13 protein-coding genes and 1 tRNA gene are annotated in these 18,689 nt (G+C 72.2%); 5 read left to right on the top strand and 9 right to left on the bottom strand.

Annotated features, from left to right (window positions below; all coding sequences use genetic code 11):
- Positions 1-129 precede the first annotated feature (129 nt).
- Entirely contained in the window at positions 130-1,635 is a 1,506-nt protein-coding gene (rpsA, locus tag ACZ4EF_RS32095; RefSeq protein ID WP_188283396.1) for a 30S ribosomal protein S1, read from the bottom strand.
- A gap of 283 nt (positions 1,636-1,918) precedes the next feature.
- Between rpsA and ACZ4EF_RS32090 the strand changes: the two genes are divergently transcribed.
- Entirely contained in the window at positions 1,919-2,791 is an 873-nt protein-coding gene (locus ACZ4EF_RS32090; RefSeq protein WP_401714661.1) for a class I SAM-dependent methyltransferase, read from the top strand.
- Between the two features lie 65 nt (positions 2,792-2,856).
- On the top strand, positions 2,857-5,433 hold the full coding sequence (gene hrpB, locus ACZ4EF_RS32085) for an ATP-dependent helicase HrpB (protein ID WP_467507675.1): 2,577 nt from the start codon (positions 2,857-2,859) through the stop codon (positions 5,431-5,433).
- Between the two features lie 174 nt (positions 5,434-5,607).
- Here hrpB and pgfA read toward each other — a convergent pair whose 3' ends face one another.
- The 4 genes from pgfA to polA form a co-directional block, all read right to left on the bottom strand.
- Positions 5,608-6,633 carry a cell envelope lipid trafficking protein PgfA gene (gene pgfA / locus ACZ4EF_RS32080; RefSeq protein WP_355333948.1) on the bottom strand — a complete coding sequence of 342 codons (1,026 nt, stop codon included), beginning with the start codon at positions 6,631-6,633 and terminating at the stop codon, positions 5,608-5,610.
- Positions 6,634-6,679: 46 nt separating this feature from the next.
- A complete protein-coding gene (locus ACZ4EF_RS32075) occupies positions 6,680-6,814 on the bottom strand; it encodes an SPW_0924 family protein (protein WP_188282936.1) in 135 nt (44 codons plus the stop codon).
- 196 nt (positions 6,815-7,010) lie between these two features.
- The gene (locus tag ACZ4EF_RS32070) at positions 7,011-8,273 is read right to left on the bottom strand and encodes a lytic transglycosylase domain-containing protein (protein ID WP_467507656.1); all 1,263 of its coding nucleotides are present in this window, start codon (positions 8,271-8,273) and stop codon (positions 7,011-7,013) included.
- 221 nt (positions 8,274-8,494) lie between these two features.
- Positions 8,495-11,212 carry a DNA polymerase I gene (gene polA / locus ACZ4EF_RS32065; RefSeq protein WP_467507654.1) on the bottom strand — a complete coding sequence of 906 codons (2,718 nt, stop codon included), beginning with the start codon at positions 11,210-11,212 and terminating at the stop codon, positions 8,495-8,497.
- A 166-nt stretch (positions 11,213-11,378) separates the two neighbouring features.
- Between polA and ACZ4EF_RS32060 the strand changes: the two genes are divergently transcribed.
- On the top strand, positions 11,379-13,700 hold the full coding sequence (locus ACZ4EF_RS32060; protein ID WP_467507653.1) for an FdhF/YdeP family oxidoreductase: 2,322 nt from the start codon (positions 11,379-11,381) through the stop codon (positions 13,698-13,700).
- Between the two features lie 68 nt (positions 13,701-13,768).
- Entirely contained in the window at positions 13,769-14,254 is a 486-nt protein-coding gene (locus tag ACZ4EF_RS32055; protein ID WP_188282940.1) for a PaaI family thioesterase, read from the top strand.
- 24 nt (positions 14,255-14,278) lie between these two features.
- On the opposite strand, the gene ACZ4EF_RS32050 is transcribed toward ACZ4EF_RS32055, so the two are convergent.
- Positions 14,279-14,361, bottom strand: a tRNA-Leu gene (locus tag ACZ4EF_RS32050).
- Positions 14,362-14,452: 91 nt separating this feature from the next.
- Between ACZ4EF_RS32050 and ACZ4EF_RS32045 the strand changes: the two genes are divergently transcribed.
- On the top strand, positions 14,453-15,094 hold the full coding sequence (locus ACZ4EF_RS32045; protein ID WP_355333958.1) for an ANTAR domain-containing response regulator: 642 nt from the start codon (positions 14,453-14,455) through the stop codon (positions 15,092-15,094).
- 87 nt (positions 15,095-15,181) lie between these two features.
- Here ACZ4EF_RS32045 and ACZ4EF_RS32040 read toward each other — a convergent pair whose 3' ends face one another.
- From ACZ4EF_RS32040 to ACZ4EF_RS32030, 3 genes are read right to left on the bottom strand one after another with little or no spacing between them, the layout of a single operon-like run.
- Positions 15,182-15,898, bottom strand: coding sequence for an ABC transporter ATP-binding protein (locus ACZ4EF_RS32040; protein ID WP_188282943.1), 717 nt, complete (start codon positions 15,896-15,898; stop codon positions 15,182-15,184).
- Positions 15,895-16,788 (bottom strand): ABC transporter ATP-binding protein, encoded by an 894-nt coding sequence (locus tag ACZ4EF_RS32035; protein ID WP_355333963.1) that lies wholly within the window; start codon positions 16,786-16,788, stop codon positions 15,895-15,897. Before ACZ4EF_RS32035 ends, ACZ4EF_RS32040 begins: the two co-directional genes overlap by 4 nt.
- 7 nt (positions 16,789-16,795) lie before the next feature.
- On the bottom strand, positions 16,796-18,685 hold the full coding sequence (locus ACZ4EF_RS32030) for a branched-chain amino acid ABC transporter permease (protein WP_355333965.1): 1,890 nt from the start codon (positions 18,683-18,685) through the stop codon (positions 16,796-16,798).
- Between the last annotated feature and the right edge of the window lie 4 nt (positions 18,686-18,689).

The raw sequence follows: 18,689 nt of genomic DNA, 5'->3' as shown, positions 1-18,689 counted from the left end.
ACCCCCCTGTGACCCCCCCCCCCCCCCCCTCCCCCCCCCCCCCCCCCCCCCTCAGAAAACCCCCCCCCCCCCCCCCCCCCCCCCCCCCCCCCCCCCCCCGGTGTTGTGACTGGGCCTAGCGGAGAGCTGTCAGCTCTGGCCGCCCGCGAGCTTCTCGCGGAGGGCGGCGAGGGCCTCGTCGGAGGCGAGGGCACCGGAGGTGTCGTCGGACTCCGAGGAGTACGAGCCACCGGAGACGCCCGGGCCACCGGTCGCGGCGGGGGCGGCGGAACCGGCCTCGGCCGCGGCCTGCTCGTCGGCCTCGCGGGACTTGATGACCTGCGCCTGGTGCTGCTCGAAGCGGGTCTGGGCCGTGGCGTACTGGCCCTCCCACTCCTCGCGCTGCTTGTCGTACCCCTCGAGCCAGTCGTTGGTCTCGGGGTCGAAGCCCTCGGGGTAGATGTAGTTGCCCTGGTCGTCGTACGACGCGGCCATGCCGTAGAGCGTCGGGTCGAACTCGACCGAGGCCGGGTCGGCGCCGAAGGACTCGTTGGCCTGCTTGAGCGACAGCGAGATGCGGCGACGCTCGAGGTCGATGTCGATGACCTTGACGAAGATCTCGTCGTTGACCTGGACGACCTGCTCCGGGATCTCCACGTGGCGCTCGGCCAGCTCGGAGATGTGCACCAGGCCCTCGATGCCCTCGTCGACGCGGACGAACGCGCCGAACGGGACGAGCTTGGTGACCTTGCCGGGGACGACCTGCCCGATCTGGTGGGTCCGGGCGAACTGCTGCCACGGGTCTTCCTGCGTCGCCTTCAGCGACAGGGAGACACGCTCGCGGTCCATGTCCACGTCGAGAACCTCGACGGTGACTTCCTGACCGACCTCGACGACCTCGGACGGGTGGTCGATGTGCTTCCAGGACAGCTCGGAGACGTGCACGAGACCGTCGACGCCGCCGAGGTCCACGAACGCACCGAAGTTGACGATCGAGGAGACGACGCCGGACCGCACCTGACCCTTCTGGAGGGTGGTGAGGAAGGTCTGGCGGACCTCGCTCTGCGTCTGCTCCAGCCAGGCACGGCGGGACAGGACCACGTTGTTGCGGTTCTTGTCCAGCTCGATGATCTTGGCCTCGAGCTCCTTGCCCACGTAGGGCTGGAGGTCGCGCACGCGGCGCATCTCGACGAGCGACGCCGGCAGGAAGCCACGGAGGCCGATGTCGAGGATGAGACCACCCTTGACGACCTCGATGACGGTGCCGGTGACGATGCCGTCCTCTTCCTTGATCTTCTCGATGGTGCCCCAGGCACGCTCGTACTGAGCGCGCTTCTTCGAGAGGATCAGGCGGCCTTCCTTGTCCTCCTTCTGGAGAACAAGGGCCTCGATCTCATCGCCCACGGCGACGACCTCGTTGGGGTCGACGTCGTGCTTGATGGAGAGTTCGCGGGAGGGGATGACACCTTCGGTCTTGTAACCGATGTCGAGCAGGACCTCGTCCCGGTCGACCTTCACGATGACGCCGTCGACGATGTCGCCGTCGTTGAAGTACTTGATCGTCTCGTCGATCGCGGCGAGGAAGGCTTCCTCGTTGCCGATGTCGTTGACCGCCACCTGCGGGGTGGTGCGAGGGGCCTCGGTGCTGCTCGTCATTAGGGAAAGGACTCCGGTACGGACAGTAAGTCGTAGGTACTGCTACGCCGTAAGCCCTTTTCGCTCCTGCCGAATTCCGGACAGCCGTGGGGCCGAGGGGTATGCAACAGATTCCGAGCGCAGCCTGCTCTGTCTGAGGCGCGCAGGCTCGCAGCGCAACTTGTAGCATACGGGGGCAGCCGGGCACGGTCAACGCACGAAGAGCCCACCGGGCGCGTAACGGACCGAACCGGCACAAGTCACCCAGTGCCAGGTCTTCTCAGAGAGTACGACGACTGCCGCGATGATCCAAGGACCCGATCCCCGGGACGCACGCCGGGAAGCGCCCCGAGAGGCACACGAGGAACCGGAGGCCACCCGCCGCAGCGCGGGGGTCACGGAGAGCAGCCGGGCCAACCGCCGGTGGTGGGACCGCAACGCGGACGACTACCAGGTGGAGCACGGCGACTTCCTGGGCGACGCGCGCTTCGTCTGGGGCCCTGAGGGTCTGGACGAGGCGGACGCGGGGCTGCTCGGCCCGACGGCGGCCCTGAAGGACAAGGACGTGCTGGAGATCGGCGCGGGCGCCGCCCAGTGCTCGCGCTGGCTGGCCGCCCAGGGCGCCCGGCCGGTCGCCCTCGACCTCTCCTTCCGGCAGCTCCAGCACGCGCGGCGGATCGACGACGAGTCCTCGGCCGACGGCGCGCCGCTGGTGCCCCTGGTCCAGGCCGACGCGGGCGCCCTGCCCTTCGCCGACGGCTCGTTCGACCTGGCGGTCTCCGCGTACGGCGCGCTCCCCTTCATCGCCGACACCGCGCGCGTCCAGCGGGAGGTGCGGCGGGTGCTGCGGCCCGGCGGGCGCTGGGTCTTCTCGGTCACCCACCCGGTGCGCTGGGCCTTCCCCGACGAGCCGGGCCCCGAGGGCCTGACGGCCGTCGCCTCCTACTTCGACCGCACGCCTTACGTGGAGGAGGACGACCGGGGCATCGCCGTGTACGTCGAGCACCACCGCACCCTGGGCGACCGCGTCCGCGAGATCGCGGCGGCTGGCCTGCGGCTGGTCGACCTCGTCGAGCCCGAGTGGCCGGAGTGGAACGACCAGGAGTGGGGCGGCTGGTCCCCGCTGCGCGGGCGGCTGTTGCCGGGCACGGCGATCTTCGTGTGCGCGGCGGAGTGAAGGCCGGCGGCCAGGACGGTCGGGCGGCCGGCGGGGAAGCCGGCGGGAGCGCCGGTACGTACGCGATCCGGGCCGAGGGGCGCGCGCTGCCGGTGGCCTCCGTCGTACCGGAGCTGCTGGCCGCGCTGCGGTCGCCGGGCTGCGCCGTCCTGGCCGCGCCGCCCGGCACCGGCAAGACCACGCTGGTCCCGCTGCTGATCGCCGACGCGCTCGGCGGGCGGGTGCTGGTCGCGGAGCCGCGGCGGATGGCGGCGCGGGCGGCGGCCCGGCGGATGGCCTGGCTGCTCGGGGAGCGGGTCGGCGAGACCGTCGGTTTCACGGTCCGCGGCGAGCGGCGGGTCTCGGCCCGCACCGCGGTCGAGGTGGTCACCACCGGTGTGCTGCTGCAACGGCTCCAGCGCGACCAGGAACTGCCGGGCGTGAGCACGGTGATGCTCGACGAGTGCCACGAGCGGCATCTGGACGCCGACACGTCCATGGCGTTCCTGTTGGACGTACGGGCCCTGCTGCGGCCGGAGTTGCGGCTGGTCGCGGCGTCCGCGACGACGGACACGGCCGCGTGGGCGGCGCTGCTGGGCGGGGCCGACGGGCCGCCCGCGCCCGTGGTCGAGGCGGGCGGGGTGCTGCACCCGGTGGCCGTGGAGTGGGCGCCGCCGCCCGGTCCCGTACGGGCGACGCACGCCGGGGGCCGGGTGGACCGGGCGCTGCTCGACCATGTGGCGACGGTGGTGCGGCGGGCGCTGCGGGAGCGCGACGGGGACGTGCTGTGCTTCCTGCCGGGCGTCGGGGAGATCGCGCGGGTCTCGGGTCTGCTCGGGGACCTCACGGATTCCGGCGGCGCGGGCGGCGGCATCGAGGTGCTCCAGGTGCACGGCCGCGCCCCGGCCGCCGTCCAAGACGCGGCGCTGGCGCCCGGTGAGCGGCGGCGCGTGCTGCTCGCGACGTCCGTGGCCGAGTCCAGCCTGACCGTGCCGGGCGTGCGGGTCGTGGTGGACAGCGGGCTGGCCCGCGAGCCGCGCATGGACCACGCGCGGGGCCTCGGCGCGCTGGTCACCGTACGGGTGTCGCGGGCCGCCTCCGACCAGCGCGCCGGGCGCGCCGGGCGCGAGGGTCCCGGCACCGTCTACCGCTGCTGGCCCCCGGCCGAGGACGCCCGCAGGCCCCGGCACCCCTCCCCCGAGATCGCGCTCGCCGACCTCACGGCCTTCGCGCTCCAGGCCGCCTGCTGGGGCGATCCGGACGCCTCCGGGCTCGCCCTGCTGGACGCCCCGCCGCAGGGCGCGATGGCCGCGGCCCGCGACACGCTGCGCGGCCTCGGCGCCGTCGACGCCTCGGGCCGCGCCCTGGACCGGGGCCGCCGACTGGCCCGGCTCGGGCTGCACCCCCGGCTCGCCCGCGCCCTCCTCGACTCCGCGCCCGTGCTCGGCGCCCGCCGCGCCGCCGAGGTCACCGCGCTCCTCAGCGAAGAACTCCCCCACTCCTACGGCTCCGACCTCACCGCCGCCTGGCACACCGCCCGCCGCGGCGGCGACCCGTACGCGGCGCGCTGGCGCGCGGAGGCCGACCGGCTGCGCGGCACGGTGACGGAGGGGAGCCCACCCGCGACGGACGCCGCCGTCCCGCGCTCCGCGGCGCGCCCGTCCGCCGCGAGCCGCGCCGCGGGCGGGGGCCTGTCGGACGACGCGGCGGCCGGGCTCGTCGTCGCCCTGGCGTTTCCCGAGCGGGTCGCGCGGCGGCGGGGCGGGGACGGATACGTGATGGCGTCCGGGACCGGCGCGGAGGTCGGCGGGGGCGTGGGCGGGGCGGAGTGGGTGGCGGTGGCCGTGGCGGACCGGGGCGTCGGGCGGACGGACGCGCGGGTGCGGGTGGCCGCGGTGATCGACGAGGGCACCGCGCGGGCGGCGGCGGCCGGGCTGCTGGAGTCGTACGAGGAGGTGGCCTGGCGCGGCGGGGACGTGGTGGCGCGCCGGGTGGAGCGGCTGGGCGCGCTGGAGCTGTCGGCGGCGCCGCTGCGCCGGCCGGACCGGGACGCGGTACGGGCCGCGCTGCTCGACGGGCTGCGGCGCGAGGGCACCGGTTTGCTGCACTGGTCGCGGGAGGCCCGTGAGGTACGGCAGCGGCTGGCCTTCCTGCACCGGGAGTTGGGCGGGAACTGGCCGGACGTCTCGGAGCGGGCGCTGGTGGAGCGGGCCGAGGAGTGGCTGGGGCCCGAGCTCGCGCGGGCCGGGCGGCGGGCGGATCTGGAGCGGATCTCGGCGGGCGGCGCGCTGCCCCGGCTGCTGCCGTGGGCCACGGGCGAGGCCGCCCGGTTCGGTGAGCTGGCACCGGAGCGGTTCGAGGTGCCGAGCGGTTCGCGGATCCGGATCGACTACGGCGGCGACCAGCCCGTACTGGCCGTGAAGCTCCAGGAGTTGTTCGGGCTGCGGGCGACGCCCGAGATCGCCGGGGTGCCGCTGCTGGTGCATCTGCTGTCGCCCGCGGGGCGGCCCGCGGCGGTGACCGCGGACCTGGCGTCGTTCTGGCGTGACGGCTACCGCGCGGTGCGCGCCGAGCTGCGGGGCCGCTACCCGCGCCACCCGTGGCCCGAGGACCCGGCGACGGCCGAGCCGACCAAGCGGACGAACAACAGCCGCCGCGCGTAGGCAGCCCGCCCGGCCCGTACGGCGTCCGGGACAGGTCGGCCGGTGCGAGGGTCCCGGCACGGCTCGGACCGTACAGGGTCCGGGCCGTGTGTCAGACCGGTACGGGGTCCGGGACAGGTCGGCCGGTGCGGGGGTCCGGGCACGGCTCGGACCGTACGGGGTCCGGGCCGTGGGTCAGACCGGTACGGGGTCCGGGTGGTCGGGGGCGCGGTCGGGGTCGGGCTCCCGGCCGCCCACCGGGTCGGCGGGCCGCCGCCCGCGCGCTTCGAGCAGCAGCGACAGCGCCAGCAGCGCGGCGGCGAACCCGCCGAAGCCCCACGGCAGGTAGCTCGTGAGCAGCAGCACCAACTGCCGTTGCGTCTTGACCAGATGGACGATGGAGTCGATGTAGTCGGGCCGCATCTTCACGTCGCCCGCGAAGGCGGTGACCGGTGCTTTGCCGGTCGAGGCGGGAAAGCGCAGCTCCTCGGTGTGGATCTCCTCGCCGTTGACGGGCGCGCCGGTCGTCGGGTCGACCCAGAACATCCGCTTGGTGGTGTACCAGCGCTGGATGCCGGTGGCCTTGACCGTCTCGGGGGTGAGCGCGGGAGCGCCGGGCGCGATCTCGGGCAGTTTCTTGGGCAGCGGGACCCGCTGCCAGGGCACGGTCTGCTCGAAGTAGTAGACCTTCAGGCCGTGGAAGCGCTGGGTGCCCGCGTAGTGGATCGGCGCGGAGGTGCGGCTCTGCGCGTCGAAGTAGTAGTAGTCGCGCTTCTGGGTCAGGAAGGGGAACTTGAACTCGATGCCCTGCCGGGTGACCGGATCGCCGTCGACCGACTCGCTCGCGGTGTGCACCGGCTCCTGGGTGTGCGCGTCGAAGACGTACCGCTCGGGGATCTCCGAGACCATCTTGCCGTCGGGGCCCGCGACGTAGGAGAGCGCGTCCCAGACCACGACGTCCTTGCCGGTCTCGGCCTTGACCTGCCGGGCCGCCGTCACATTGCCCTTGAGGGTCTGCACGATGCTGACCTTGGAGACCTTCTTGGCGGTGAGGCTGGAATAGTCGACGAGGGTGGCGTTCTTCGCCTCGAGGACGGCGACCTGGTACTCGCTCGGCGGCACTTTGGCCAGCCGCGGGTAGGCGTACCAGCGCAGCATGGGCGCCAGGGTCGCGAAGAAGACGGCGAGGGCGAGCAGCACCAGGCTGGACTTGCGGCGCATCGCGGCTCCAGACGGCTCAGGGGTGGCTGGCTCAGAGGTGACCGGCTCAGGGGTGGCTGGGGACCGTGGTCAGCAGGGGTTTCGGCGAGGTGTGACCCGCGGGCGCGCCGATCGCGGTGACGGTGAAGACCAGGGCGAGGGCGGCGGCGAGTCCGATCGCCGCCGCGGCGAGAGCGCGCATGGCCTGACCTCCCTCGGGCACGGGCCGACGCGGTCGTCGGCCGGGGCCGGGGCACCGTAGCAACCGGGAGGTGAGATGAGAACACGTTTCACCGGGGACGTTCGTGAGGCTTTCGCCTGAACGTCCCCGGTGCGTGGGAGTGTTGCCGGCGCGCGGGGCGCCGGGGGTGCCGTGTCGGGGAATGCCCCGTCGCGGGTTACGGCTTCGCGGTGACGGCGGCGCCGGTGGCCGCGCTGGCGGTCGCCTCACCGCTGGGGGTGGGGGTGTCCGTCGGCGTCGGGGTGTCGGTGGCGCAGGGGTCGGGCGTGCCGGGGGTGTCCGTGGGAGTCGGCGTCGCGGTCGGGCTGGGGCTCGCGCTGTCGGTCGGCGAGGGCGACGGGGACTGCGTCGGGCAGCCGGGGGTCGTCGGGGTGTCCGTCGGCGTGCCGGTCGGGGTTCCCGTGGGGGTGCCGGTAGGCGACGACGGCGGCGGGGTCTTGCCGGGGCCGGTCGACGGGGTGCCCGCGGTCGGCGGGACGATGCCGCCGCTCGGGTGGGTGCCGGACGGCGAGGGCGACGGTGTGCCGCCGGGGGCCGACGCGGACGGACTGGTCGACGGCCGCGGGGTGTTGGCGAACGGCGGCGCGCCCGCGCCCGGTGTGCCCGGGCGGTCGGGCACGGAGACCGCGTCGCCCTGCCGGAAGTGCTCGTACCAGGACTTCACCAGGTCGAGGTAGGCCTGCGAGTGGTTGTAGCCGAGGATCGCGCGGTCCATGTCCCGCGGTACGGCCAGGTCGCGGCCGTCGGCGCACAGGTAGTGGGCGGCGGCCAGCGCGGCGTCGTACACGTTGTCGGGGTCGGCGACCCCGTCGCCGTTGCCGTCCGCGCCCCAGTTCGCCCACGTCGAGGGGATGAACTGCATCGGGCCGACCGCGCGGTCGTGGACCGGGTCGCCGTCGTAGCGTCCGCCGTCGGTGTCGCTGATGTTCGCGAAGCCGTTGCCGTCGAGCACCGGGCCGAGGATCGGGGTGTACGTCGTCCCCTTGGCGTCCACGGCGCCGCCGCGGGCCTGGCCGGACTCCACCTGGCCGATGGCGGCGAGCAGTTGCCACGGCAGGTGGCAGCCGGGGTTGCTCGCGGCGACGCTCGCCTCGGCGCGCCGGTAGGCGTCCAGGACGGTCGCGGGCAGCGAGCCGCCGGACGGCAGCGGGGTGACGACCGGGCCGCCGGAGGGCGTGGCGGTCGGATTCGTGAGGTCCGTCGGGGTGTTCAGCGGCGGCACATCGGTGATGTACGGCGAACCGCCGTCGATCGCGGGGCCGGGCGGCGGGGCCACGGTGGTCGTCTGCCGCGCGGCGGCGTGCGCCACCGGGATGAGCCCCGGCGCCTGCGAGGCGCCCAGCGCCGCCATCGCGGCGGCGGCGACCGCCGTACCCGCCGCTCCCCTGCGTAGCCTTCGGCCGTACCGCCGCGCTGACATGTCCGCGGTCCTCCCCAGGTGCGAGATGGGCGCGTGGCCGCGCCACAACTCGATTGACCCTACGGCAACTTCAGCCCCCCGACCACAGTCGGGGAAGACGCGATCCGGGGCAAATACCGGCAATCCGCCGAGGTTTCCGGCCCCTCGGCGGACCTTTCACCGAGGGGTCGCGACTCGTTCACACAGCCCGGTCACAGACTCGCGCAGGCGGCGGGGTGGGGTCAGTGCGCGGCCGACTCCCAGTCGGTGCCGTCGCCGACCGACACGTCCAGCGCGGCGCGCAGCGGATACGCGCCCGCCATCTCGCGGCGGACCAGCGTCTCGACCTTCTTCCGCTCGCCGGGCGCGACCTCCAGCACGATTTCGTCGTGCACCTGGAGCAGTATCCGCGACTCCAGCTTCTCGTCGGTGAGCGCCTGGTCGACCTTGAGCATCGCGATCTTCACGATGTCGGCGGCCGAGCCCTGGATCGGCGCATTGAGCGCCATCCGCTCGGCCATCTCACGGCGCTGCCGGTTGTCGCTGTTGAGGTCGGGCAGGTAGCGGCGGCGGCCGAGCAGCGTCTCGGTGTAGCCGGTGTTCCTGGCCTCCTCGACCACCCGGTGCAGATAGTCCCGCACGCCGCCGAACCGCTCGAAGTACGTCTCCATCAGCCCGCGCGCCTCCGCGGCCTCGATGTTGAGCTGCTGGGACAGGCCGAAGGCGGACAGGCCGTACGCCAGCCCGTACGACATCGCCTTGATCTTGCGGCGCATCTCGGCGTCCACCGCGTCCCGTGCGACGCCGAAGACCTGGGAGCCGACGGTGGTGTGCAGATCCTCGCCGGAGGCGAAGGCGGCGATCAGTCCCTCGTCCTGCGACAGGTGGGCCATCACGCGCAGTTCGATCTGGCTGTAGTCGGCGGTCAGCAGCGATTCGTAGCCCTCGCCGACGACGAAGCCGCGGCGGATGGCCCGGCCCTCGTCGGTGCGGACCGGCACATTCTGCAGGTTGGGGTCGGTGGACGACAGGCGTCCGGTGGCCGCGACGGTCTGGCTGAAGGTGGTGTGGATGCGTCCGTCCGGGGCGATCGTCTTGACCAGGCCCTCGACGGTGACCCGGAGCTTGGCCTGCTCCCGGTGGCGCAGCATGATGACCGGCAGTTCGTGCTCGGTCTGCGCGGCCAGCCAGGCCAGCGCGTCGGCGTCCGTGGTGTAACCGGTCTTGGTCTTCTTGGTCTTGGGCAGGCCCAGCTCGCCGAAGAGGACTTCCTGGAGCTGCTTGGGCGAGCCGAGGTTGAACTCGTGGCCGACCGAGGCGTGCGCCTCGCCGACCGCGTGCTGCACGGCCGCGGCGAACTGCTGTTCCAGACCTTCGAGATGGGCCCGGTCGGCGGCGATCCCGGAGCGTTCCATCCGGGCCAGCAGCGCCGAGGTGGGCAGTTCGACCTCGTGCAGCAGCTCGGTGGCGCCGACCTCGGGCAGCCGCTCGCCGAAGACCTCGGCGAGGTCGAGGACGGTACGGGCCTGCACCATCAGCGCGTCGGCCGCGGCGGCGCCCTCGTCCTCGCCCTCCTCGCCGAAGGCGAGCTGTCCGCCCGCGGCGTCGGCCGGGGCCAGCTCGCGGCCCAGGTACTCCACCGACAGCACGTCGAGCGCGAAGGAGCGGCGGCCGGGCTTGATGAGATACGCGGCCAGGGCCGTGCACATCGTCACCCCGGCGACGCTCCAGCCGTGCTCGGCGAAGACCCGCTCGACGTTCTTCGCGTTGTGCAGCACCTTGGGGCGGGCGGGGTCGGCGATCCAGGCGGCGAAGGACTTCTCGTCCGCCTCGTCCAGCTCCGCGGGGTCGAACCAGGCGGCCACCTCCGGTGAGGCGAGCGCGATCTGGGTGACGCTGCCGCTGCCCAGCGCCCAGGTGTCGACGCTGGCCAGGCCGAGCGGCGCGCCGCCGTGCTCGTCGAGCCAGCCGGGCAGGTCGCCCGCGGCGAGCACGGTGCCCTCCACGGCGACGCCCTCGGCGATCTCCGCCTCTTCCTGCTCGGCGCCGGGATCGACGGCGAACAGCCGCTCCCGGAAGTTGGAGTTGCGGAATTCCAGCACGTCCAGCACGCCGACCAGGGCCGTCCTGTCGTACGGCTCCCTGGCCAGGCCCTCGGGGCCCGAGGGCAGGCTCACGTCGCGCACCATCTCGGTCAGCCGCCGGTTGAGCTTCACCGCGTCCAGGTGCGCCCGCAGATTCTCACCGGCCTTGCCCTTGACCTCGTCGGCCCGCTCGACCAGGTCGGCGAAGGACCCGAACTGCATGATCCACTTGGCCGCCGTCTTCTCGCCGACGCCGGGGATGCCGGGCAGATTGTCCGACGGGTCGCCGCGCAGCGCCGCGAAGTCCGGGTACTGCTGGGGCGTCAGGCCGTACTTCTCCTCGACCTTCTCCGGGGTGTAGCGGGTCAGCTCGGAGACGCCCTTGGTGGGGTAGAGCACCGTCACGTTCTCGGTGACCAACTGGAACGAGTCCCGGTCGCCGGTGACGATCAGCACCTCGTAACCGAGCGCTTCCGCCTGGGTGGCGAGCGTGGCGATCACGTCGTCCGCCTCGAAGCCCTCGACCGCGAAGCGGCTGACGCCCATCGCGTCCAGCAGCTCGCCGATCAGCTCGACCTGGCTGCGGAACTCGTCCGGCGTCTTCGAGCGGTTCGCCTTGTACTCGGGGAACTCGTCGAACCGCCAGGTCTTGCGGGAGACGTCGAAGGCGACGGCCAGGTGCGTCGGCCGCTCGTCACGCAGCGTGTTCGCCAGCATGGACGTGAAGCCGTAGATCGCGTTCGTCGGCTGGCCCGTGGCGGTGTTGAAGTTCTCCACGGGCAGCGCGTAGAACGCCCGGTACGCCAGCGAGTGCCCGTCCAGCAGCAGCAGGCGGGGGCGGTCGGTCGTCTTCGATGCGGATGCGTTGTCTGCCACGTCTCCGATCCTCCCACGCGGGTACGACAACGAAGGACGCCTCCCGCCGGGGGCACGCCGTGCGGGGGGCGGCGGGGCCGGGAGCCGGGCGGGCGGCTCGGCGGGCCGATCAAGCCGGGCGCCGCCCGCCGGCTCCCCCGCCGCGCAAAGGCGGTACAAAGGACGTATGGCAAAGAAGCCCCCTTCAGGTGACCCCGTCCAGGACGCTCCGCAGGTCTCCGCGCCCAAGCACAGTGCGGCGGGGCTGCCCGCCATCGGGCACACGGTCAAGATGGCCGGGCAGCAGATGGGGGTGCGGCGGGCCACGTTGACGCTGCTGAAGGTCAACCAGAAGGGCGGCTTCGACTGTCCGGGCTGCGCCTGGCCCGAGCCGGACCACCGGCATGTCGCCGAATTCTGCGAGAACGGCGCGAAGGCGGTCGCCGAGGAGGCGACGCTGCGCCGGGTGACCCCGGACTTCTTCGCCGCGCACCCGGTCTCCGACCTGGCGCGGCGCAGCGGCTACTGGCTGGGCCAGCAGGGCCGGATCACGCAGCCGATGTATCTGGCGGAGGGCGCCGACCACTACGAGGCGGTGCCGTGGGAGCGGGCCTTCTCGATCGTCGCGGACGAACTGACCGCCCTGGACACCCCGGACGAGGCGGTCTTCTACACCTCGGGCCGCACCAGCAACGAGGCGGCGTTCCTCTTCCAGCTCTTCGCCCGCGAGCTGGGCACCAACAATCTGCCGGACTGCTCCAACATGTGCCACGAGTCGTCGGGTTCCGCGCTGACCGAGACGCTGGGCGTCGGCAAGGGCAGTGTGCTGCTGGAGGATCTGTACCGGTCGGACCTGATCATCGTCGCCGGGCAGAATCCGGGCACCAACCACCCGCGGATGCTGTCCGCGCTGGAGAAGGCCAAGCAGGGCGGGGCGACGATCGTGTCGGTCAACCCGCTTCCGGAGGCGGGTCTCGAGCGGTTCAAGAATCCGCAGAACGCCTCGGGTCTCGCCGGTTCCGGCACCGTGCTGACCGATCTGTTCCTCCAGATCAGGCTCGGCGGCGACCAGGCGCTGTTCCGCGCGCTGGGCCGGCTGCTGATCGAGGCCGGCGCGCTGGACCGCGACTTCATCGCGGAGCACACCCACGGCTTCGCGGAGTACGAGGCCGCCGCGCTCGCCACCGACTGGGACGAGGTGGAGCGCGCCACCGGTCTGGCGCGGGCCGAGATCGACAGGCTGCTCGCCCTGGTGCTGGACGCCAAGAGCGTCGTGGTGTGCTGGGCGATGGGCCTGACCCAGCACAAGCACGCGGTGCCGACCATCCGCGAGGTGGTCAACTTCCTGCTGCTGGGCGGCAATATCGGCCGCCCCGGCGCCGGGGTCTGCCCGGTGCGCGGGCACAGCAATGTGCAGGGCGACCGGACGATGGGCATCTTCGAGCGGCCCCCGGCGGCGTTCCTGGACGCGCTGGAGAAGGAGTTCGGCTTCGCGCCGCCGCGCGAGCACGGCTTCGACGTGGTGCGCGCGATCCGGGCGCTGCGCGACGGGACGGCGAAGGTGTTCTTCGCGATGGGCGGCAACTTCGTCGCCGCGTCCCCCGACACCGACGTCACGGAGGCCGCGATGCGCAAGGCGCGGCTGACCGTCCATGTGTCGACCAAGCTGAACCGTTCGCACGCCGTCACGGGCGCCCGCGCGCTGATCCTGCCGACGCTGGGCCGTACCGAGAAGGACCGGCAGGCGGGCGGCCCGCAGTTCGTCACCGTCGAGGACTCGATGGGCATGGTGCACGCCTCGCGCGGCGGCCTGGACCCGGCCTCGCCGCATCTGCTGTCGGAGCCCGCGATCGTGACCCGGCTGGCCCGCGCCGTCTTCGGTGACCGCAGCGTGGTGCCGTGGGCGGACTTCGAGCGGGACTACGACGCGATCCGCGACCGCATCTCGCGGGTCGTCCCCGGCTTCGCGGACTTCAACGCCAGGGTGCGGCGCCCGGGCGGCTTCACGCTGCCGCACGCCCCGCGCGACAGCCGCACCTTCCCCACCGCGACGGGCAAGGCCAACTTCACGGCCGCGGCCGTCGAGTACCCGGCGGTGCCCGAGGGGCGGCTGCTGCTCCAGACGCTGCGCTCGCACGACCAGTACAACACCACCATCTACGGTCTGGACGACCGCTACCGCGGCATCAAGAACGGCCGCCGCGTCGTCCTGCTGCACCCCGAGGACGCCGCGGCCAACGGTCTGGCCGACGGCGACTACGCCGACCTGGTCGGCGAGTGGAAGGACGGCACGGAGCGGCGCGCGGAGGGCTTCCGGGTCGTGCACTACCCGACCCCGCGCGGATGCGCGGCGGCGTACTACCCGGAGACCAATGTGCTGGTCCCCCTCGACCACACCGCGGACACCAGCAACACCCCCGCCTCGAAGTCGGTGGTCATCCGGCTGGAGCGGACCGCGGCGGACGCCCCCCGACGCACGGCCGACGCGGGCCGTCCGGTAGAAAACTGATCAGTACACGGAAAACGCGTACGGGCACACCGGATCAGGCCGGACGAGGACGATCGGAGCACCACCCCATGGGCGAGCGGACCACCACCTACTTCCCGCCGGAGATCCTGGAGCAGTACGCCGGGCTCGGCGTCGATCTGCGGGGTCTGTTCTCCGGCGGTCACCTGGGTGAGCGGATGGGCATCCGGATCCTGGAGGCGGCGCCGGAGAAGGTGGTCGGCACGATGCCCGTCGAGGGCAACACCCAGCCGATGGGGCTGCTGCACGGCGGCGCGTCCGCGGTGCTCGCCGAGACCCTCGGCTCGGTCGGCGCGATGCTGCACGGCGGTCCCAGCAAGATGGCCGTCGGCGTGGACCTCAACGCCACCCACCACCGCGGTCTGCGCTCCGGTCTCGTCACCGGCACCGCGACCCCGGTCCACCGGGGCCGCTCCTCGGCGACCTATGAGATCGTCATCACGGACGAGGCGGACAAGCGGGTCTGTACGGCCCGGCTGACCTGCATGCTGCGCCCGGCGACTCCCACGGGCACGACCGCTCCCCCGGCGAACTGAGGGGATACGGGGGGATTTCAGAGGTGCCGGGTGCGGGATTCGAACCCGCACGCCCTTTCGGACAGATGTGTTTGAGACATCCGCGTATGCCATTCCGCCAACCCGGCCAGGTCGCGTGCACAGCGTACCGTGTAGGTGCGCGCCGTCGCAGCTAGGTAGGCTCAGGTGTGCAGTACCCCGCCTGATACGAGGAGCACCGTGAGCGCGCCCGACGAGTCCGCCGCCCCGCTCGACGACGAGCAGTCGAAGTCCCACGTCCCTCCCCTGACGACCCGCGTGGTCATCGCCGAGGACGAGGCGCTGATCCGCCTCGACCTCAAGGAGATGCTGGAGGAGGAGGGCTACTCCGTCGTCGGGGAGGCCGGGGACGGCGAGACCGCGGTGAAGCTCGCCGAGGAGCAGCGTCCCGATCTGGTGATCCTGGACGTGAAGATGCCGGTGCTCGACGGGATCTCGGCGGCCGAGCGGATCGCCGCGGACAAGATCGCGCCGGTGCTGATGCTGACCGCGTTCTCGCAGCGCGAGCTGGTGGAGCGGGCCAGGGACGCGGGCGCGATGGCGTATCTGGTGAAGCCGTTCAGCAAGAGCGATCTGGTGCCCGCGATCGAGATGGCGGTGAGCCGGTTCCAGGAGCTGAAGGCGCTGGAGGCGGAGATCGCCGACCTGTCGCTGCGGCTGGAGACCCGCAAGCTGGTCGACCGGGCCAAGAGCGTCCTCCAGACCAAGTACGGGCTGACCGAGCCCGCCGCCTTCCGCTGGATCCAGAAGACGTCGATGGACCGCCGGATGTCGATGCAGGCGGTCGCGCAGGCCGTGATCGAAGAGGTCTCCGAGAAGTAGGCGCCCGCGGACGGGACACGGCGCAGGGCCCGCACCCCGGTCGGGGTGCGGGCCCTGCGCCGTGTTCCGGGCCCGGTCGGGCGAGCCTCAGTCCTCGCCGAGGTACGTCTTGCGGACGCCGTCGTCGTGCAGCAGGTCCTGGCCGGTGCCGGAGAGCTTGATCGTGCCGATCTCCATCACATGGGCCTGGTCGGCGAGCGAGAGCGCGGCCTGCGCGTTCTGCTCGACCAGCAGGATCGTGGTGCCCTGGGCCTTCAGCTCCACGATGGTCGTCATGATCTTCTGCATCATGATCGGCGACAGACCCATCGAGGGCTCGTCGAGCATGAGCAGCTTGGGCTGCGACATCAGCGCGCGGCCCATGGCGAGCATCTGCTGCTCGCCGCCGGACAGCGTGCCCGCGGCCTGCCTGCGGCGCTCCCCGAGGATCGGGAAGAGGTCGTAGGCGCGCTGGATGTCCTTGGCGATGGCCGCCGTGTCCTTGCGGAGGAAGGCGCCGAGCTGGAGATTCTGCTCGATGGTCAGCCGGGGGAAGATGTGCCGGCCCTCCGGGGAGTGCGCCAGGCCCAGGGCGACGATCCGGTGCGCCGGGACGCGGGTGAGCACCTTGCCGTCGAAGCTGACCCGGCCGCCGATCGGCTTGAGCAGCCCGCTGAGGGTGCGCAGCGTGGTGGTCTTGCCCGCGCCGTTGGTGCCGATCAGGGTGACGATCTGGCCCGCCTCGACGGTGAACGAGATGCCCTTGACGGCCTCGATCTTGCCGTAGGCGACCCGGAGGTCCTCGACTTCGAGCAGTGCGGTCATCGGTCGTTCTCCTGCTCCTCGGCCCCGGCTTCGGCCGCGGCCGCTTCCACTGCGGCGTCGCCCTCACCGGTGGGCGCGCCTTCGAAGGGTTCACCGAGGTAGGCCGCGATGACCCGTTCGTCCTGCTGGACCACGTCGGAGGTGCCCTCGACCAGTTTCTCGCCCTGGACGAGGACGGCGACGCGGTCGCACAGGTTGAAGATGAACCGCATGTCGTGCTCGATGACCAGGACGGCGATGCCCTGGTCGCGGATGGCGAAGACCAACTCCTCGGTGGCCCTGGTCTCCTGCGGGTTCATACCGGCCGTGGGCTCGTCCAGCAGCAGCAGGCCGGGCTCGCTGGCCAGCGCGCGGGCGATCTCCAGCTTGCGCTGCTCGCCGTAGGGGAGGTTGCGCGAGAGGTGGTCGGCCTTGCCGGCCAGGCCGATGAACTCCAGGATCTCCATGGCCCGCGCCCGCGACCGGGCTTCGGCCTTGTGGTAGCCGGGGCCGCGGATGAGGGCGGACAGCAGTCCCTCGCGGGTCCTGGTGTGCCTGCCGACCAGCACGTTCTCCAGCACGGTCATGTTGGAGAAGAGCCGGATGTTCTGGAAGGTGCGGGCGAGTCCGGCCTGGGTGACCAGGTGCGGCTTGGGCGGCAGCACCTCGCCTCGGTAGGTGACCTTGCCCTCGGTGGGGACGTACAGGCCGGTGAGGCAGTTGAAGAAGGTGGTCTTCCCGGCGCCGTTGGGGCCGATCAGTCCGACGATCTCACCGCTGTTGACGGTGAGGTCGACGTCGCGGACGGCGGTGAGGCCGCCGAACCGCATGACGACGCCGCTGGCCTGGAGCAGCGGGCCGCCGTCGGAGGCCGCTGCCGGGGTCGGCTGCTCTTGGCTGATGATGGTCATGTGTCTCTCACGCCCCTGCCGGGCTGGCCGGGACGGTGTCGTCGCCGAGCGGGCGTTGCTCGGGGATGAGCACTTCGTCCTGGTGGAATTCGAGCTGGCGGCGCCGGTTGGGGATGATGCCCTCGGGCCGGAAGCGCATGATCAGGATCAGGGCGAGGCCGAACGCGAAGAGTTCGTACCGCTCCAGGAAGCCGAGCTTCTCGGGGAGCAGGTAGAGCAGCGCCGCGCCGAGGATCGGGCCGCTGACCGTACCCATGCCGCCGAGGACGACGGCGGCGAGCAGGAAGGCCGAGTTGGGCGGGGCGGCGCCCGCGAACTGGTACGGGTTGGGCACCACGTTGTACGTGACGTGGGCGCTGACGGTGCCCGCGAGTCCGGCGAGCGAGGCGCCGAGGGCGAAGGCGATCAGCTTGACCCGGAAGCCATTGATGCCCATGGCGGTGGCGGCGGTCTCGTCCTCGCGGATGGCGACCCAGGCGCGGCCGATCCGGGAGTCGGCGGCGCGGGTGAAGATCAGCACCACGATGACCGTGATCAGCAGCATCAGCAGGTAGTAGTTGGCGAACCGGCCGAGGGTGACGGAGCCGATGTCGTGCGAGGCGCCGAGGTTGTACCCGAAGATCGACAGGTCGGGGATCTGCGAGATGCCGTTGGGGCCGTTGGTGACCTTCGGGCCCGATACGCCGTCGAGGCTGTTGACGACGATGCGGAAGATCTCACCGAAACCGAGCGTGACGATGGCCAGGTAGTCGCCGCGCAGCCGCAGGGTGGGGGCGCCGATGAGGACGCCGAAGACCAGTGAGGCGGCCATGCCGGTGAGGGCGGCGGCCCAGAACGGGAACTGGACGCCGGACCAGATCGAGAACGGCGAGCCGGAGACCAGGGCGGCGGCGTACGCGCCGACGCCGAGGAAGGCGACGTAACCGAGGTCGAGCAGGCCGGTGAGGCCGACGACGATGTTGAGGCCGAGGGCGACGGTGCCGAAGATCAGGATGTTGACGCCGAGGTTGGCGTAGTGCTCGTCGTTCTGCGCGAAGGGGTAGGCCAGCGCGGCCAGGAAGCCCATCGTGTTGGCGAACGAGCGGTGGGCGGCGGTGAGTCCGGAGAACTGCCGGAGCAGACCGGCCGCGCTCAGCGCCCAGATGGTGAAGACCACGACGATGAGGAAGCCGAGGAAGATCTCGGTGTAGCCGGTGGCGAGGCCGTAGGTGAAGACCTCGAGGCCGATCGCGGCGGCCACGGTGATGATCAGCCGCTGGACCCAGCCGGGCAGCTTCGTCGGGTCGGCGACCGGGAGATCGCTGTGGTGGGGGCGCAGTTCGCGCAGCCACTTGTACGTGCCGACGACCGGGCCGACCGTGGAGAAGCGGCCGAGTTCGAAGTACTCGGTGTCGTGGGTCTCCCGCGGGTGCCGGTGGATCGGCAGTGCGAGGGCGCCGATCACCAGGACCAGGCTGCCGATCGCGGCGACGAAGCCGCCGGGGTCGAGGTTGGCCAGGCCGCCGAGCTTCTCGGCGATGGCGATCACCGTGTACCAGGTGGTGCCCAGGGTGCCGAGGGCGAGCAGCAGCACCGGGTTGTTGGAGCGGTTGGGGGTGAGCCAGCGCAGGCCCTTGAGGCCGAAGGCGCCGAGCGCGAACAGGCCGGTGACGATGGCGCCGACCAGGGTGAGGACCTGGAGACCGCCGGGGTAGCCGGAGACGGTGAGGTCGCCGGGGAACTCGGTGGTGTACGTCCAGGACATGAAGGTGGAGGCGATGGTCGCCACGGCGCCGACGAGGGTGACCGCCTGGGCGGCGGTCCGCGGCAGCGGTACGAAGGGGGCGACCCTGCGTCCGGCCGGTTTCGCGGTGTCGACGGCGATGGACTCCGCGGCGCTTACGGGGATGTCGGTCATCGGT

This window comes from Streptomyces sp. NPDC025721, from assembly GCF_055558595.1.
The sequence above is the reverse complement of the archived record's forward strand: the minus strand, read 5'-3'. Positions and strand labels throughout refer to the sequence as shown.

What these genes read in the sequence shown, in the direction of transcription:
- rpsA (WP_188283396.1), bottom strand. Translation starts at nt 1,635, where the DNA reads ATGACGAGCAGCACCGAGGCCCCTCGCACCACCCCGCAGGTGGCGGTC.
- ACZ4EF_RS32055 (WP_188282940.1), top strand. Translation starts at nt 13,769, where the DNA reads ATGGGCGAGCGGACCACCACCTACTTCCCGCCGGAGATCCTGGAGCAG.
- ACZ4EF_RS32075 (WP_188282936.1), bottom strand. Translation starts at nt 6,814, where the DNA reads ATGCGCGCTCTCGCCGCGGCGGCGATCGGACTCGCCGCCGCCCTCGCC.
- ACZ4EF_RS32035 (WP_355333963.1), bottom strand. Translation starts at nt 16,788, where the DNA reads ATGACCATCATCAGCCAAGAGCAGCCGACCCCGGCAGCGGCCTCCGAC.
- ACZ4EF_RS32090 (WP_401714661.1), top strand. Translation starts at nt 1,919, where the DNA reads ATGATCCAAGGACCCGATCCCCGGGACGCACGCCGGGAAGCGCCCCGA.
- ACZ4EF_RS32070 (WP_467507656.1), bottom strand. Translation starts at nt 8,273, where the DNA reads ATGTCAGCGCGGCGGTACGGCCGAAGGCTACGCAGGGGAGCGGCGGGT.
- pgfA (WP_355333948.1), bottom strand. Translation starts at nt 6,633, where the DNA reads ATGCGCCGCAAGTCCAGCCTGGTGCTGCTCGCCCTCGCCGTCTTCTTC.
- ACZ4EF_RS32060 (WP_467507653.1), top strand. Translation starts at nt 11,379, where the DNA reads ATGGCAAAGAAGCCCCCTTCAGGTGACCCCGTCCAGGACGCTCCGCAG.
- ACZ4EF_RS32030 (WP_355333965.1), bottom strand. Translation starts at nt 18,685, where the DNA reads ATGACCGACATCCCCGTAAGCGCCGCGGAGTCCATCGCCGTCGACACC.
- ACZ4EF_RS32040 (WP_188282943.1), bottom strand. Translation starts at nt 15,898, where the DNA reads ATGACCGCACTGCTCGAAGTCGAGGACCTCCGGGTCGCCTACGGCAAG.